This window comes from Streptomyces sp. NPDC023481 (assembly GCF_055560195.1).
This window is the reverse complement of the sequence record NZ_JBVHJE010000004.1, coordinates 69101-86396: the sequence shown is the minus strand read 5'-3', so window position 1 is coordinate 86396 and position 17296 is coordinate 69101. Positions and strand designations below refer to the sequence as shown.

General features: G+C 74.3%; 9 protein-coding genes. 5 read left to right on the top strand and 4 right to left on the bottom strand.

Annotated features, from left to right (window positions below; translation table 11 throughout):
- Positions 1-38: 38 nt before the first annotated feature.
- Together ACZ3ZD_RS10645 and ACZ3ZD_RS10640 are read left to right on the top strand one after the other, a co-directional pair.
- Positions 39-6602, top strand: a complete 6564-nt coding sequence (locus ACZ3ZD_RS10645; RefSeq protein ID WP_467395404.1) for a thioester reductase domain-containing protein — start codon at positions 39-41, stop codon at positions 6600-6602.
- Between the two features lie 96 nt (positions 6603-6698).
- The gene (locus ACZ3ZD_RS10640) at positions 6699-7487 is read left to right on the top strand and encodes a thioesterase II family protein (RefSeq protein WP_467395403.1); all 789 of its coding nucleotides are present in this window, start codon (positions 6699-6701) and stop codon (positions 7485-7487) included.
- On the opposite strand, the gene ACZ3ZD_RS10635 is transcribed toward ACZ3ZD_RS10640, so the two are convergent.
- The 4 genes from ACZ3ZD_RS10635 to ACZ3ZD_RS10620 all read right to left on the bottom strand — a co-directional run bounded on the left by ACZ3ZD_RS10635 (position 7438) and on the right by ACZ3ZD_RS10620 (position 14651).
- A complete protein-coding gene (locus ACZ3ZD_RS10635) occupies positions 7438-9153 on the bottom strand; it encodes a RecQ family ATP-dependent DNA helicase (RefSeq protein WP_467395402.1) in 1716 nt (571 codons plus the stop codon). The two genes, ACZ3ZD_RS10640 and ACZ3ZD_RS10635, sit on opposite strands and share 50 nt — an antisense overlap.
- Positions 9154-9263: 110 nt before the next feature.
- Positions 9264-11501: a S9 family peptidase gene (locus ACZ3ZD_RS10630; protein WP_467395401.1), complete on the bottom strand. Its 2238-nt coding sequence runs from the start codon at positions 11499-11501 to the stop codon at positions 9264-9266.
- Positions 11477-13258, bottom strand: coding sequence for an N-acetylglutaminylglutamine amidotransferase (locus ACZ3ZD_RS10625; protein ID WP_467395400.1), 1782 nt, complete (start codon positions 13256-13258; stop codon positions 11477-11479). The genes ACZ3ZD_RS10630 and ACZ3ZD_RS10625 overlap by 25 nt, the downstream gene beginning before the upstream one ends.
- A 202-nt stretch (positions 13259-13460) precedes the next feature.
- Positions 13461-14651, bottom strand: coding sequence for a carboxylate-amine ligase (locus ACZ3ZD_RS10620; protein ID WP_467395399.1), 1191 nt, complete (start codon positions 14649-14651; stop codon positions 13461-13463).
- A gap of 268 nt (positions 14652-14919) precedes the next feature.
- On the opposite strand from ACZ3ZD_RS10620, the gene ACZ3ZD_RS10615 reads away from it, so the two are divergent.
- The 3 genes from ACZ3ZD_RS10615 to ACZ3ZD_RS10605 all read left to right on the top strand — a co-directional run bounded on the left by ACZ3ZD_RS10615 (position 14920) and on the right by ACZ3ZD_RS10605 (position 17276).
- On the top strand, positions 14920-15198 hold the full coding sequence (locus tag ACZ3ZD_RS10615; RefSeq protein WP_467395398.1) for a GlsB/YeaQ/YmgE family stress response membrane protein: 279 nt from the start codon (positions 14920-14922) through the stop codon (positions 15196-15198).
- A 159-nt stretch (positions 15199-15357) separates the two neighbouring features.
- Positions 15358-16422, top strand: coding sequence for a lipoate--protein ligase family protein (locus ACZ3ZD_RS10610; protein ID WP_467395397.1), 1065 nt, complete (start codon positions 15358-15360; stop codon positions 16420-16422).
- A gap of 182 nt (positions 16423-16604) precedes the next feature.
- The gene (locus ACZ3ZD_RS10605; RefSeq protein WP_467395396.1) at positions 16605-17276 is read left to right on the top strand and encodes a hypothetical protein; all 672 of its coding nucleotides are present in this window, start codon (positions 16605-16607) and stop codon (positions 17274-17276) included.
- The last annotated feature ends 20 nt before the right edge of the window (positions 17277-17296 follow it).

Here is a 17296-nt window from a genome sequence, read left to right as displayed (position 1 = left end):
GCGGCGCTCCCGCCCGGACCGAGGAGAAACGAACCAGCATGGCTACCGAGTCCAACGACCGGGCCCAGCACACTCCCGCCGCCAAGGGACCGAACGACCAGCAGACCAACGAGGAGAAGCTGGTCGACTACCTCAAGTGGGTCACCGCCGACCTGCACAAGGCCAAGCAGCGGATCACCGAGCTGGAAGACGGTCGTAGCGAGCCCGTCGCCGTCATCGGCATGGCCTGCCGTTACCCGGGCGGTGTGACCTCGCCCGCCGAACTGTGGCGGCTCGTCGCCGACGGGGTGGACGGCATCACGCCCTGGCCCACCGACCGCGGCTGGGACATCGAGGGCCTGTACGACCCGGAGCCCGGCAAGGCGGGCAAGTCCTACACCCGTGAGGGCGGGTTCCTGGACGGGGCGGCTGAGTTCGACGCGGCCTTCTTCGGCATCTCGCCGCGCGAGGCCCTGGGCATGGACCCGCAGCAGCGGGTCCTGCTGGAGACCGCGTGGGAGGCGCTGGAGAGCGCCGGCCTCGACCCGGCCGCCCTCAGGGGCAGCCGCACCGGGGTGTTCGCCGGCCTCGTGGAACAGAGCTACCTCGACCGCGAGGGCCCCGAGGAACTCGAGGGCTACCTCATGACGAGCAAGCTCTCCAGCGTGGCCTCCGGCCGGATCGCCTACACCTTCGGCCTGGAGGGCCCGGCCGTCTCCGTGGACACGGCGTGCTCCTCCTCCCTCGTGGCGCTGCACATGGCCGTGCAGTCGTTGCGCTCGGGCGAGTCCACGCTCGCCCTCGCGGGCGGCGTCACCGTCTCCGGTTCCCCGAGCGGCTTCGTGGACTTCTCCCGGCAGCGCGGCCTGGCCGCCGACGGCCGCTGCAAGTCCTTCTCCGACGACGCCGACGGCACCGGCTGGTCCGAGGGCGTCGGCCTGCTCGTGGTCGAGAAGCTGTCCGACGCGCGGAAGAACGGCCACCGGGTCCTGGCGGTCATCCGGGGTACGGCGGTGAACCAGGACGGCGCCAGCAACGGTCTGACCGCGCCGAACGGCCCCTCCCAGGAGCGCGTCATCCGGGAGGCCCTGGCCAGTGCCGGGCTGAGCCCCCTGGACGTGGACGCCGTCGAAGCGCACGGCACGGGCACCCGCCTCGGCGACCCCATCGAGGCCCACGCGCTGCTGGCCACCTACGGTCAGGGGCGCCCCGCCGGCCGTCCTCTCTACCTCGGCTCGCTCAAGTCGAACATCGGCCACTCGGTCGCCGCCGCCGGTGTGGGCGGTGTGATCAAGATGATCGAGGCCATGCGCCACGGGGTGCTCCCGCGGACCCTGCACGTGGGGAAGCCGTCCAGCCATGTGGACTGGGACGCGGGGGCGGTGGAGCTGCTGACCGAGGCGCGGGAGTGGCCCGCGGTCGAGGGCCGGCCCCGCCGCGCGGGCGTCTCCGCCTTCGGCGTGAGCGGCACCAACGCCCACGTCATCGTCGAACAGGCCCCCGCCGAGGACACCCCCGACACCGACTCCGCCCGCCCCGGTCTTCCCGTCGTCCCCTGGGTCTTGTCGGCCAAGAGCGCGCAGGCGGTCCGTGACCAGGCGGCACGGCTGGTGGCCCACCTGGAGGCCCACCCCGAACTGCCGACGCAGGACGTCGCCCTCTCCCTGGCCACGGAAAGGGCCGCGTTCGACCACCGTGCCGTGGTGACCGGCGCCGATCGCGAGGAACTCCTCGAAGCAGTAAGGAAACTGGCACAGGGCGTCGGCGTCCAGCCGTCCCAGATCCGCCGCTCCGGTAAAACGGCGTTCCTGTTCACCGGCCAGGGCGCCCAACGACTCGGCATGGGCCGACAGCTCTACACGGCCTTCCCCGCCTTCGCCACCGCCTTCGACGAGATCGCCACCGCCTTCGACCCGCACCTTCCCCGCCCGTTGAGAGACATCCTCACCGACGGCGACGACCTGCACCGCACCGCATACACCCAACCCGCCCTCTTCGCCATCGAAGTCGCCCTCCTCCGACTCCTGGAGTCCTGGGGCATCACCCCCGACTACCTCACCGGCCACTCCATCGGCGAACTCGCCGCCGCCCACGCCGCAGGCATCCTCTCCCTCCCCGACGCCGCACGACTCGTCGCCGCCCGAGGTCGCCTGATGCAAGCCGCCCCCCACGGCGGCGCCATGGCCGCCATCCAAGCCACCGAAGACGAAGTCCGCACCGCACTCACCCACGAAACAGGCACCATCGCGATCGCCGCCGTCAACGGCCCGCACTCCACCGTGATCTCCGGCGACACCGACACAGTCGAACGGCAGATCACCCGATGGAAGGAACAGGGACGCAAGGCCGCACGCCTGACCGTCTCCCACGCCTTCCACTCCCCCCACATGGACGCCATCCTCGACCGGTTCCACGACATCGCCGCCACCCTCACCTACCACCCACCCCGCATCCCCCTCGTCTCCACCCTCACCGGACGCATCACCACCCCCGACGAACTACGCACCCCCCGCTACTGGACCGACCAGATCCGCGGCACCGTCCGCTTCACCGACGCACTCCACACTCTGCACGACGCCGGAACCACACTCTTCCTGGAGATCGGCCCCGACGCCGTCCTCACCGCCCTCACCCACGACACCATCGACAACACCACCGCCATCCCCCTCCTGCGCCGCGACCACGATGAAACCCGCACCCTCGTCCAAGCCCTCGGCGCCCTGCACACCCACGGCATACCGGTGGACTGGACGGCCTTCTTCGCCGGTACCGGCGCCCGTCACACCGCATCACCCCTGCCCACCTACGCCTTCCAGCACGAGCGGTACTGGATCAGGCCCGTCGCCGGTGCCGTGGACGCCGCCGGTCTCGGTGTCCGGTCGGGCGGGCACCCGCTGTTCGGCGCCCAGGTGGAACACGCGGACGGTCGGGGCGCGTTGTTCACCGGCCGTGTCTCGGTGCGCAGCCATCCGTGGCTGCTCGGCCACGCCCTCCTCGGAGTGGTCGCGCTGCCGCCGGAGGCCCTGGTGGACGCCCTCATGCGCGCCGGTGACGAACTCGGCACGGGTGCGGTGGAGTCACTGGTCCTGGACGTGCCGCCGACGCTGCCGGAGGACGGCCGGCTCCAGCTCCAGCTGTCCGTCGAGGAGCCGGACGGGAACCTGGCGCGGGCCTTCACCCTGCACGCCCGCCCCGACGGTGGCGACCTGCCGTGGAGGGTGTACGCGCGGGGGCGGCTGGGCCCCGGCACGGCAAGGGCGCCGTTCGGCCCGGTCGCGTGGCCGCCGCCCGAGGCGGCCGCGCTCGGCCTCGCGGACCCGGACACGGCCCGGGGTGTCACCGCCGCCTGGCGGCTCGGCGACGAGGTCTTCGCCGAGGTCGTCCTCGACGAGGCGCTGCACGGCGAGGCCGCCGACTTCGGCCTGCACCCGGCGTTGCTGCGTTCGGCCCTGTACGCCGGGGGGCTCACCGGCCCGCACCCGGAAGGGGGCGAGGAGACGCTCGCCGTCGAGTGGAGCGGTTTCCAGCTGTACGCCACAGGGGCCACCGCGCTGCGCGCGCATCTGGTCCGGACGGGCGTGGACACGGTCGCCGTGCGTCTCGCCGACCGCTCCGGCCAGCCCGTGGCGTTCGCCCGTGCCGTCACCCGCCGCACGGTGGACGCCGGCCGGGTGCGCGACGCCGTGGCCCGGGACGCCGACGCGTTGTTCCGCGTGCAGTGGCGGGCCACGCCGTTGCCCGAGCCGCTCACCGCACCGGCCCTCGCCGTCGTCGGCGAGGACCTCGACCGCCGCACCGCCGCCTCCGCCGCCTTTGCCGGCGCGGGAACCGGCGGCCTCGGCCTGGCCGAGGCGATCACGCGGGCCGAACGCGGCCAGGCCGACGCGGTCGTGGTGTTCAGGCCGCCCGTCGACCCGCGGGGCGCGGACACCGTCGCCGCCGTGCGCGCGCACCGGCACGCCACCCTCGGCCTCGTCCAGCGCTGGCTGGCCGACGAGCGGCCCGGCGCCGTACCGCTGGTCGTGGTGACCCGGGGCGGTGTGGCCACCGGGGGCGAGACGTTCCTCGACCCGGCCGGCTCGGCCGACTGGGGTCTGCTGCGCTCGGCGCAGTCGGAGGCCCCGAACCGGATCGTCCTCGTGGACGCCGACACGGACGACCCGGATGCCCTCGCGGGCCCCCTGTCCGCGGTGGTCGCCTCCGGAGCCGCCCAGGCCGCCGTCCGCGACGGCCGCGTCCTGCTGCCGAGCGTGTCGCGCGCCCCCCACCCAGGACACGCCCCCCGCCCCGCGAACGGCACCCCCCGCCCAGGGACAGACGCCCGCCCCTGGGACCCCGAGGGCACGGTCCTCGTCACCGGCGGCACCGGCAGCCTCGGTGCCCTGTTCGCCCGCCACCTGGCGCGCGAGCACGGGGTGCGGCAGCTGCTGCTGGTCAGCCGCCGGGGCCCCGCCGCGCCGGGCGCCGAGGAGCTGCGGGCGGAACTGGCCGCGCTGGGTGCCACGGCGACCGTGGTCGCCGCCGACATCACCGACCGGTCCGCGCTGGCCGCCGTCCTCGACGCCGTACCCGCCGAGCACCCGCTGAGCGGGGTCCTGCACCTGGCCGGTGTCATCGACGACGGGCTGGTCACCGACCTCACCCCGGAGCGCCTCGACGCCGTGTTCGCGCCGAAGGCCGACGCGGCCTGGCACCTGCACGAACTGACCGAGAACCTGGACCTGTCCGCCTTCGTGCTGTTCTCCTCCCTCGCGGGGGTCATCGGCGGTGCCGGCCAGGCCAACTACGCGGCGGCCAACGCCTTCCTGGACGGGCTCGCCGCCCTGCGCGCCGCCCGGGGCCTGCCCGGCACCTCGGTGGCGTGGGGGCTGTGGGCCCAGGACTCCGGCATCACCGGTGACCTGGACGATGCCGACATCGCCCGCATCACCCGTGCCGGGTTCGGCATCATCTCCGCGGAGCAGGGCCCCCGGCTGCTGGACGCCGCCCTCGCCCTGCCGTTTCCCGCGCCCGTCGTCACCCCGCTGGACCTCGCCGCGATGCGGGAGCGCCCCGCGCAGGTGCCGCCGCTGCTCGCCGGCCTCGTGCGCAGGCCGGTGCGGCGCGCCGCCAACAACTCCGAGCGCACGGCGGGCGATCTGGCACGGCGCCTGAGCACGGCCGGCGAACGCGAACGGCTCGGGCTCGTCCAGGACGTGGTGCTCGCCGCCACCGCGGCGGTCCTCGGCCACGGCGACCCGTCGTCCCTCGACGCCGAACGGGCCTTCACCGGGCTCGGGTTCGACTCGCTCACCGCGGTGGAGCTGCGCAACCAGCTGGGCTCGGAGCTGGACCTGCGGCTGCCCGGCACCCTGGTCTTCGACCACCCCACGCCCCGCGCGCTGGCGGAGTTCCTGCTGACCACCCTGGTCGATGGTGCGGGCGGCCGGCAGGGCGAGGACTACGCGGCGGAGATCCGCCTGGACGAGGCGATCCGGCCCGCCGCCGAGGTCGTACGCCGGGTGGACGACCCGGCACACGTGTTCCTGACCGGCGCCACCGGCTTCCTCGGCGCGTTCCTGCTGCGCGACCTGTCGCGCTCCACCCGGGGCACCCTGCACTGCCTCGTCCGCGCGCGGGACGCGGCGGACGGTCTGCGGCGGCTGCGGGAGAACCTGCGGTACTACCGCGTGTGGGACGAGGTGGACCCCGCCCGGATCGAGGTGGTCGTCGGTGACCTCGCCGAGCCCCGGTTCGGCCTGAGCGAGGAGGAGTTCGACGACCTGGCCCGCACGGTCGACGTCGTCTACCACGGCGGCGCCCAGGTGCACTGGCTGCACCCGTTCGGCACGCTGAAGGCGGCCAACGTGGGCGGCACGCAGGAGGTGCTGCGGCTCGCGGCACGCCACCGCACCGTACCGGTGCACCACGTGTCCACCATCGGGGTGTTCGCGGGCGAGGGTGCGGGCGGGCGGCCGCTGGGCGTGGACGACCCCACCGGGCCCGCCGAGGCGCTGCCCAGCGGTTACCTGCGCAGCAAGTGGGTCGCCGAGCAGGTCATCGGCATCGCCCGCGACCGGGGTCTGCCCGTGTCCGTGTACCGCGTGGACGTCGTCTCGGGCGACGCGGTCAACGGCGCCTGCCAGACCCGTGACTTCGTGTGGCTGAGCCTGCGCGGGCTGATCCAGGCCGGAGCCGTCCCGGCCGGCCTGGACACCGCGGTCCCGCTCACGCCCGTGGACTACGTCAGCTCCGCGGTGGTCGCCCTGTCCCTGTCGGACCGGACCGGCCCGGGCACCTTCCACCTCTACAACCAGAGCCACATGACCTTCGCCGAGTTCGTCACCGAGCTGCGGGCCCGGGGTCATGTGCTGGAGGAGCTGGACTGGGACTCCTGGAGCGCCCTGGTGCGGTCGGACTCCGACAACGTGATGCTTCCGCTGCTGGAGGCGTTCGAGATGCTGGTGAAGGGCGACGGGACCTTCTACCCGCCGGTCGACACGAGCCTGTCCGAAGAGGCGCTGGAGGGCACCGGGATCGAGTGCCCGGAGATGACGGTCGACCTGTTCCGGCGGTACGTGGCCTTCTTCACGGAGGCCGGCTTCCTCCCGCCCGCCGAGGCGGACGCCCGTCTGTCCGTCTGACCCCGGCCCCTTCCTCCCAGCCGTTCGCTACGACAAGCGGCTGCCGCGCCCCGGCCCGACCGGCCGGGGCGCGGCGGCCGCTGGATTGGAACCGACATGTCCGCAGTGGAGAGCCGCTCGTTGCGGCGGTTCGCGAGCTCCGAGGGCGGCGGGCTCCAGCTCGTCTGCTTCCCGCACGCGGGCGGCGCCGCCAGCGCCTACCTCGGCCTGACCCGGGCCCTGGCGCCCGACATCGACGTGGTGGCCGTCCAGTACCCGGGGCGCCAGGACCGCCGGCGGGAGCCCGCGCTGACCTCCCTCACCCATCTGGCGCGGACCGTCGCCGAGGAGCTGGCCCGGGGCCCGCAGCGCCCGTACGCGTTCTTCGGCCACAGTATGGGCGCGGTCGTCGCCTACGAAACGGCCCGTGTGCTCACCGAGTTCGGCCTGGCCACACCGCTGCGTCTGATCCTGTCCGGGCGGGGCGCCCCGGGCCCGGAGCCCCGGCCTAGCGACCTCCTGGAGGGCGACGCGGCCCTGATCGCCGAGATCCGCCGCCTGGGCGGTACGGGCAGCCGGGTCCTGGACGACCCGGAACTGCTGGAGATGGTGCTGCCCACGCTCCGCGCCGACTACGGGGCCCTCGGGCGCTACCGCTGGCTGCCGGGGCCGCCCCTGGACATCCCGCTCACCGTCATGGTCGGGACCGCCGACCCGGTCGTCACGGTCGAGGACGCCCGCGGCTGGCTCGCCCACTCCACGCGCCCGGGTGACCTCCTCGCCTTCGACGGCGGCCACTTCTACCTCGACACCGAGCTGCCCTCGGTGGCGCGGGCGCTGCGTACGCTCCTCACGCTCACCCCCTCGGCTCCGGCCGGTCCGGGTCCGGACCGGTCACCACGGTGAGCAGGTCGTCCCGGTCGGCGAGGGCGTCCAGGGAGAGCGTGCGGTAGCCGACCTCGTCGAAGAGGACGGTGATGCGGTCGCCGTCCTCGCTCAGCACGGTGCCGCGGCCCCACTCGCCGTGCCGTACCGCGGCCCCGGTCGGATAGGCACCGGCGTCCGGGTGCCGTTCGCCCGCCGCGCCGCCGTCGCCGTCCTCCCGCTCGTCGCACACGTCGCAGTTGCCGCAGGGTGCCTCGTACTCCTCGCCGAAGTAGCCCAGGAGGAAGCGCCGTCGGCAGCCGGTCGTCTCGGCGTACGCCCGGGCCATGTCGACGCGCGAGCGGTCCATGCGCTTGTGGGCCTCGGCGGTCTCCAGGGCTCGCCGTACCGCGTGCGCCGGCGCGATGTCCGCGGCCGGACGGACGGCGCCCGAGGCGTCCGTGGCCACGGCGCCGGACTCCTCCAGCAGGTTCACGGCCGCGGTGACCCGGGCCCGCGACATGCCGGTGTCCCGGCGCAGCCCGCCGAGGTCCGCCGGGGCGTCCCGGTGGGCGTGGACCGCCCGTACGACCGCGTCCACGGCCTCGGGGCGGGGCGTACGGCTTCTGAAGTACGCCTGCATGCCCGTGTCCTCGGTGCGGTAGTGCAGTACCGCGAGGGCGGGCCGTCCGTCGCGGCCGCAGCGCCCGATCTCCTGGTAGTAGGCGTCCAGGGAGCCGGGCAGCGACGCGTGCAGCACGAACCGTACGTCCTCCTTGTCGATGCCCATCCCGAAGGCCGAGGTCGCCACGACGACGTCCAGGTCACCGGCGAGGAACGCCTCGTGGACCCGGTGGCGTTCGGCGGCCCGCAGTCCCGCGTGGAAGGCGCTGGCGGCGAGCCCGAGGGAGGCCAGCTCGGCGGCGTAGGACTCGCTGTCCTTGCGGGTCGCGGTGTAGACGATGCCGGGCTTGGGCAGGGCGGCGGCGTCCTCCAGGACCCGGGCCCGCCGTTCGCCGTCCTCCAGGTGGCGGCGCACCTGGAGCCTGATGCCGGGGCGGTCGAATCCGGTGACGAGCTGCCGCGGCCGGTCCATGCCGAGCCGTTCGACGATGTCCTGCCGTACCGGGGGCGCGGCGGTCGCGGTGAGCGCGAGCACGGGCGGCCGGCCCAGCCGCCGTACCGCCTGGGCCAGGCGCAGGTAGTCGGGCCGGAAGTCGTGGCCCCACGAGGACACGCACTGGGCCTCGTCCACCACGACGAGGGCGGGGTCCGCCTCGGTCAGCCGCTGCACGACCTCGTCCTTGGCCAGTTGCTCCGGGGACAGGTAGACGTAGCGGACCGCGCCCTCGCGTACCGCCGCCCAGGCCTCCTCGGTCTCGGCCGCGCCCAGGTCGGAGTTGACGGCGACGGCACCGGGGCCGCGGTCGCCGCCGGGCAGCCCCGCGATCTGGTCGCGTTGCAGGGCGAGCAGCGGTGACACGACGACGACCGGCCCGGACAGCAGCAGGCCGGGGACCTGGTACACGGCGGACTTGCCCGATCCGGTCGGCATGACGACCAGGCAGTCCCGTCCCTGAAGCACCCACTCCATGGCGGTGAGCTGTTCGGGACGCAGTTCCGCCCAGCCGAACACCTCGGCGGCCGTCTCGCGCAACCGCGGCCGCCCGGCCCCCCGGCCGCGCGCCGGTGGCCCTTTCGCGGTCATTTCACCCTCCTCGCACGGTGACAGGGCTGTCCTGGTACCCCGGGCCGGTCCGGCCACGCGGACCTCCGGGGCAGGTCGTCGGACGGTCAGGTGGTCAGGTAATCGGGCGGTCAGGTGGTCAGGTGGCGTTCCAGCCAGTCGGCTGCGGCGCGGCGGAAGAGCCGGCGGTTGTCGGCGCGCAGGAATTCGTGCCCCTCGTCCAGCAGGGTGAGCAGTTCGGCGGGCACACCGCGGTCGCGGGCCGCCCGGACGAACCGCTCGGACTCCCCCGGCGGCACGTTGGTGTCGTGCTCCCCGTGCACGGCGAGCACCGGTGCCCGCAGCGCGTCGATCCGGCTCATCGGTGACAGGGACCGCAGGAGTTCGCGGTCGCGTTCGGGGTGGCCGTACTTGTGGGCCGCCGACTGGGCGATCCAGGGTTCGGTGCCCGCGAAGAACGTCGTGAGGTCCGACATGCCGCACACCGCGACGCCGGTGCGGAACAGGTCGGGGTGCCACACCAGGGAGGCGAACGTGAGGTAGCCGCCGTACGAGCGGCCCATCACGGCCAGCCGGGCGGGATCGGCCGGGCTGGCCAGCACCACGTGGGCGGCGCAGTCCGCCACGTCGTCGATCGCCGCGAACCGTCCCCTGCCCAGGTCCGCGTCGACGAACGACCGGCCGTATCCGGAGGACCCGCGGACGTCGGGCGCGAAGATGTCCAGGCCCCGCCCCAGGATCTCGTGGTACAGCGGGTCGAGGACGGGGCGTTCCTGGTCCTCGGGTCCGCCGTGCAGGTGGATGACGCAGGGCGCCGGTTCGCCGGGGCCGCGGCCCGGCGCGCGGTAGTACCAGCCGTTCAGCTCCAGCCCGTCCCGTGCGGTGGGCCGCAGCGGCACCGGTCGTACGGGCGGGCGGCCCGGCGGGACGGCGTCCTCGTCCCGTGACGACCACGGGGTGCGTACCGGGGTCGCGCCGTCGGGCAGCCACCAGATGCCGGGGCGGCGGCGGGACCCGGAGAGGGCCAGCAGCAGCCGGGGGCCGGCGTCCGCGACGCGCGTGACGACCTCGTGCGGCAGGGACACGGGGCGGGCGGTGCCCGGGTCCGCGCCGGGCGGGCCTGACGCGTCCGTGTCCAGCACCTCCACCTCGCTCATGCCCCGGACGTTCCAGGCGAGGACGGCGCGGCCGCCGTCGCGGGAGCACCGCAGCAGCTCCAGGTCGCTGTCCTCGCGCGCGGCGCCGACCGACCAGCCGCACGGCCGCCCCTGCGGGTCGAGTGCGGCGGCGAGCAGGACCGCGAACTCCCGGTGGGCGTTGCTGCGCAGCCACAGGGTGTCGGCGCGGGGGGAGAAGCCGCCGATCCACGGGTCCCCGTCGGCCACCGGCACGACACAGGTCGTCTCGTGGTCGGCGGTGCGCAGCACGACCGCCTCCCGCCGGCCGCGGGGCCCCCGGCGCAGCAGCACGAGCGCGCCGTCCCGGCTGAGGTCGCACACGCGGAGCGTCGCCGCGTCCCGCTCGACGGCGAGCAGGACGGGGGCGGCGACACCGTCGGGGTCGACGAGGTACGCCGACAGTCCGTCGCCGAACCCGGCCGCCGCCGCGGTGCCGCCGCGCGGTGCGCCGGTCACCGTCGTCCCCACGGTCAGGACGGGGGACGGCAGTGCGGGGCCGGGGTCGGTGTGGGGTGCCGGGCCGAGGAGTCCGGTGTCGCCCGTGCGGCCCTGCCAGGGGGCCGGCAGGCCGTCGGCCGGGACGGGCCCGGACGCGCCGGTCCCGGTCGCGGTGTCCGGGCCGGGTAGGACGGTGGATCTCGCGGTGGGGATCGCGACGGTGACCGCGACCGCCGACCCGTCGTGCGCCCAGCAGCCCAGGTGGGCCGAGCTGCCCGGCTCGGCCCCGGCGAGGACGTGCCGGTCGCTGCCGTCGGGGCGGACGCACAGCACCCGGGTGTGCTCGCCGCCGCCGGGGGCCGTCGTGTAGGCGATCCAGCGGCCGTCGGGCGACCAGGACACCTCCGTCACGGGGTCCGGCCCGTCGTCCAGCAGGTGGACGGCCTCCCCGTCGGCGGGGCCCGTCCACAGCTGCGGCACACCGCCCCGGTCGCAGATGAAGGCGACCGTGGTGCCGGCGGGGTCGGCCGAGGGGTACCAGCAGCCGTGCGCGATGAGCCGGGTCGTCGCCTCGCGCGGCCCGGAGGCGTTCGGCAGCGGGACACGGGCGGGCGCGGCGAAGGCGGGGGCCCGGCCGTCCGCGGCCGGCCGCGGCGGGTGGACGGTGGACGGCCGCCCGGCACCGGCGGGGCCGGCGTCGGGCGGCGGGACCGCGGGGGGTTCCCCGGTCAGATTCCGTTCGTCTGCAGCCATATCTCCAGCAAAGCCACTTGCCACAGCGCGTTCGCTCCGCGCTTGGTGCGGTGTCGGTCGGGGGCCGCCAGGAGTTCGGCGACGTAGGAGTCCTTGAAGAGTCCGCGCCGCTTCGCCTCGGGGGCGTCCAGCGCGGCACGCACCCGGTCCAGGACGGGTCCGGCCATGTGGGTGATCGCCGGGACCGGGAAGTAGCCCTTGGGGCGGTCGACCACCTCGCGGGGCAGCAGCTTGCGGCCGGCCTCCTTCAGGACGCCCTTGCCGCCGTCGGCCAGCTTCAGCTCGGGTGGGCACGCGGCGGCCAACTCGACCAGTTCGTGGTCGAGGAACGGCACGCGGGCCTCCAGGCCCCAGTCCATCGTCATGTTGTCGACCCGCTTGACCGGGTCGTCCACCAGCATGACATGGGTGTCGAGGCGCAGGGCGGCGTCGAGCGCCGTCTCGGCTCCCGGCGCCGCCATGTGCTCCCGGACGAACCGGCCGGAGACGTCGTCCGGCGGCAGCATGTCCGGGTGCAGCATCGCGGCGAGGTCGGCGTGCGGCCGGTCGAAGTACGTCTCGGCGTACCGCTGGGGCTCGTCCTCGCGGGCAGCGGCGGCCAGTTCGGGGTACCAGTGGTAGCCGGCGAAGACCTCGTCGGCGCCCTGCCCGCTCTGGACGACCTTGACGTTCTTGGACACCTGCTCGGACAGCAGGTGGAAGGCGACCACGTCGTGGCTCACCATGGGTTCGCTCATCGCCGCGACCGCCCCGTCCAGGGCCGTCGACACCCGCTGCGAGGGCACCACCAGCTGGTGGTGGTCGGTGGCGAACTCCCTGGCGACCAGGTCGGAGTAGCGGAACTCGTCCCCCTCGTCACCGGCCTCCGCCTCGAAGCCGACGCTGAACGTCGCCAGGTCGCGCTGCCCCTCGTCGGCCAGCAGGGCCACGATCAGGCTGGAGTCCAGACCTCCGGACAGCAGGACGCCGACCGGCACGTCGGCGACCATCCGCCGCCGTACGGCGGTGCGCAGGGCCTCCAGTACCGCGTCCCGCCACTCGGAGGCGCCCATGCCGGAGTGCTCGGGGCGGCGCGTGTACGACGGCTGCCAGTACCGGTGGTCCCGGTGGGTGCCGTCCGGCTCCACGACCCGCACGGTGGCCGGGGGCAGCTTGCGCACCCCGGCCAGTACGGTCCGGGGCGCGGCCACGGTCGCGTGCCAGCTGAGGTACTGGTGGACGGCGGCCGGGTCGAGCGAGGTGTCCACACCGCCGGCCGCGAGCAGGGCGGGCAGCGAGGAGGCGAACCGCAGCCGCCCCGGGGTCTCGGCCAGGTACAGGGGCTTGATGCCGAGCCGGTCGCGGCCCAGGACCAGACGGCCGGTGCGGTGCTCGACGAGGGCGAAGGCGAACATGCCGTGGAAGTGGTCGACACAGGCGGTGCCCCACTGCCGGTACGCCGTGAGGACGACCTCGGTGTCGGAGGTGGACCGGAACCGGTGCCCGAGGGCCGACAGTTCCCTGCGCAGCTCCTGGTAGTTGTAGATGCAGCCGTTGAAGACGCCGGTGATCTGCTGCTCGGCGTCGGTCAGCGGCTGGGCCCCGCGCTCGGTGAGATCGATGATCTTCAGCCGGCGGTGTCCCAGCGCGACGGCGTCCCGTGACCAGATCCCCTCGCCGTCGGGTCCGCGGGGGGCGAGCCGGTCGTTCATGCGCTCGACGGCCGCCAGGTCGGGCCGGGTGCCGTCGAAGCGGATCTCTCCGCTCAGGCCGCACATCCGCGCTCACCTCCTCGCTGCGCGTACGGGGGGCGCGGGGTGCGCGACGGGCCCCCCACCGGTATGTGGCCGGAGCTGCTGGACACGGTGGTGCTTCTCCTTCGGGACGGGGGTGTGGACGGGACGGTCGTCTGGACGGGACGGAAGTCGGTACGGCGTGTCGAGGGCGTGGCGTGTCGAGGGGCCGGGGGCCCGGTACGGCTCAGCGGCCTCCGGTCCCGGCCCCGCCCGCCCCGGAGGGGGAGGCGACGGGCAGCCCCGCGGAGGCGACGCGCCGGGCGGGGGCGGCGGGCCGACGGCGCGGGTGCTCGTCGCCCCGGGTCTCCGCGATCGCGAGGTCGGTGCAGGCGAGCAGATCGTCGGCCTCGGCGGTGCGGCGCATCCGGTGGGCGGCGCTGCCGGCCGCGAGGGCCCGCTCCGCGAGGTCCCGGACCACCTGCCAGTCCCCGACGGCTTCGAGCGCCGGGCGCACCCGGGACAGCAGGCGCCGGACCACCTGGGCGGCGGGTGCCTCGTGCCGGGTGACGGGATCGACCAAGGTCCCTTCGAGGCCCGAACGCGCGGCCCGCCAGGCGGCGGCGCGCAGCCACTCGTGCCGGCCCGGGCAGCCGGGCGCGTCCGTCGTCTCCAGCCGCTCGCGGGCCTCGGTCACCAGGGCGCGGAAGAGCCCGGCGATCAGCACGACCGTCTCCGCGCGGGGGCAGGCGTCGCAGATGCGCAGTTCGAGGGTCTGCTGGTGGGCGGACGGCCGGATGTCGTAGTAGATCATTCCCGCGTCGCTGATGACCCCGGAGTCGATCAGGCCCTGCACGGCGGCGTCGTAGTCGGCGGCGCCGGTGAAGCATGCCGGCGGGCCGGCGGTGGGCCAGCGCTGCCACACCATGGTCCGCCAGCTGGCGTAGCCGGTGTCGGTGCCCAGCCAGAACGGCGAACTGGCGGACAGGGCCAGCAGGACGTGCAGCCACGGGGCCACCTCGCACATGAGGCGTACGGCCAGGTCGCGGTCGGGCACGTCGACGTGGACGTGGGTGCCGCAGATCAGCTGTTCCTCGGCGATCATGCGGTACTCGTCGACCATGTGGCGGTAGCGGCTCCCGGCGGTCGGGCGGGTGTCCTGGGGCCGGGCCAGCGGCACGGTACCGGCGGCCACCACGGCCAGCCCGTGGGCGCTCGCCGCGGCGTCGAGCCGGCGTCTCGCGCGGACCACGTCGTCGTGCAGGCCGGTGAGGCTGTCGTGCACACCGCTGTTCCACTCGACGGTCGCCTGTTGCAGTTCGGTCGTGAAGGTGCCGTCGGGCAGCTTTTCCAGCATGGTGTCGGCTCGCGGGGCGAGCAGGCCCGTCTCCACCTCGACGATGTGGAACTCTTCTTCCACTCCGATGCGAACGGTCACGGCACTCCTAAGGTGACGGGCGAACGCTGACGTGCCTCACCCGGGACTCGACCCGCTCCGGGGTCACCGCGGGCGGGCTGTGCACCTCCGACTTCCCACCAGACCCAGGACCAATCAGGGGCGCTCTTCGGAGAGTGCGAAGTCACAGATGAGCGACGAGTGTGCCCGCGTGGAGTCTCCGGATTTTCGACACCAGGACGTTTGTCCGCGCCCAGACGGTACAGACGGGGAGCTAACACAGGCTTTATACGACGAGACGGAGACGCACATGGGCATCATCGCGTGGATCATCATCGGCCTGCTCGCCGGCGCCATCGCCAAGGCCATCATGCCGGGCAAGGACCCGGGCGGCATCATCATCACCATGCTCATCGGTGTGGCCGGCGGTCTGCTGGGCGGCTGGCTCGGCAAGGTGATCTTCGGTGTCGACTCCATCGACGGGTTCTTCGATCTCTCCACCTGGATCGCCGCGATCGTCGGCTCCCTGATCCTCCTCGCCCTCTACCGCGTCATCACGGGCAACCGGCACTCGCACCGCCACGCATGACCCACTGACACCCCGTTCATCGCCGGGCTCCTCCCCGGCCGCCCCCGCCGGGGAGCGGCCGGGGAGTTCCGCGTTCGGCTCGGTCCGCGCCGCGGGCGCCCGGGAACACCCCGCCCGCGGCCGGTGTTGGGGTCGTGCGGTGGGAACGGAGGTCCTGCGGTGCACGGTGAGTACAAGGTGCCCGGCGGCAAGCTCGTCGTCGTGGACGTGGAGGTCGAGGACGGCGTGCTGCGGCACGTGCGCGTGGCGGGCGACTTCTTCCTGGAGCCGGACGAGGCGCTGGACGCGGTGAACGGCGCCCTCGAGGGCGCCCCCGCCGACACCGGCGCGGCGGGGCTGGCCGCGCGGATCGAGGCGGCGCTGCCCGCGGGGACGGTGATGTACGGGCTGACCGCGGACGGCGTCGGCATCGCGGTGCGGCGGGCGCTCGCCCGGGCCACGGACTGGACGGACTACGACTGGCGGCTGATCCACGAGGCCGCGCAGCCGCCCGCCCTGCACATGGCGCTGGACGAGGTGCTGACCGCCGAGGTCGCCGCGGGCCGGCGGCCGCCGACCCTGCGGGTGTGGGAGTGGGGCGCCCCCGCGGTGATCATCGGCAGCTTCCAGTCGCTGCGCAACGAGGTGGACCCCGAGGGCGCGGCGCGGCACGGCATCGAGGTGGTGCGCCGGATCTCGGGCGGCGGCGCGATGTTCGTGGAGCCGGGCAACACCATCACCTACTCGCTGTCGGTGCCCGAGTCGCTCGTCCAGGGCCTGTCCTTCCAGGACAGCTACGCCTATCTGGACGACTGGGTGCTGGGCGCCCTCGGTGACATGGGCATCCGGGCCTGGTACCAGCCGCTGAACGACATCGCCACCGAGCAGGGCAAGATCGCGGGCGCGGCGCAGAAGCGGATCGTCGGGCCGGACGGCGGCCCGGGTGCCGTCCTGCACCACGTGACCATGTCGTACGACATCGACGCGGACAAGATGGTCGAGGTGCTGCGGATCGGGCGGGAGAAGCTGTCCGACAAGGGCACCGGGAGCGCGAAGAAGCGGGTCGATCCGCTGCGCCGGCAGACCGGGTTGCCGCGCGAGGCCGTCATCGACCGGATGATCGAGTCGTTCCGGGCGCGCTACGGCCTGACGCGGGGCGAGGTGACCGACGCGGAACTGGCCCGGGCCGAGGAGCTGGCACGCACCAAGTTCGCCTCCGAGGAGTGGACCGCGAGGGTGCCGTAGACCCGAACGGCGGCCGCGGGCACGGCGGATACCGGGCAAAGCACCACACCCTGCCCGGGCTGCCGTGACGGGCCGGGTACGCAGTGCGTTGGCACTTCCGCCCCACAGGCAGTCGTGTGACACTGTCGTCCCCGTCCACCCTGCGGACCCCTCCGCACCCCCTCCCCCACGAGAAGTGCGCCGTGCGTTCCCTTCCTCTGCCGATCGCTCTCACCGCGCGTCTGTCGCCGGTCGCCGTCCTCGCCTGCGCCGGCTGGGCGCTGACGTCCGGGCCGGCCACGCCGCCGGACGCCGCGGGGCCCCCGGCGGCCCACCAGACGCCCGCCGGGTCCGCCGCCACCGCCGCCCCCTCCGCGGAGGGGGCGGCGCGCACGTACAGCACCGCGCCCGCCCCCTGCGCCGCCGTGCCCGCGTCCATCGTCACCTCCCTGGTGCCGGGCGCGAAGCCGGCCGGCAAGGAGATCCCGTCGACGGACACCGACCTGCGCCGCACCTGCTCCTGGAACGCCCTGAAGGGCTACGACTACCGCTGGCTCGACGTGTCGTTCGAGCTCGGCGCGTCCGAGCAGGAGGCGAGGAAGGACTACGAGCAGCGGGTCGCCGAGAAGAGCGGCGGCGGGGCCGTGCCGGGGCTCGGGGACAGCGCCTACTCCGTCGTGAACCTCACCACGGAGGACAAGCAGCAGACCCGCGAGGGCGTCGTGCTGGTCCGCGTCGCCAACGCCCTCGTCGTCGTCACCTACAACGGCAGTGACTTCGAGACCAGGAAGGCCCCCGGCACGGAGGAGATCAACAAGGGCGCCATCAAGGCCGCGAGGTCCGCGGTGGCCGCGCTCGGCGGCGGCCGGGGCTGAACCCGGTCCGCCGGTGTATC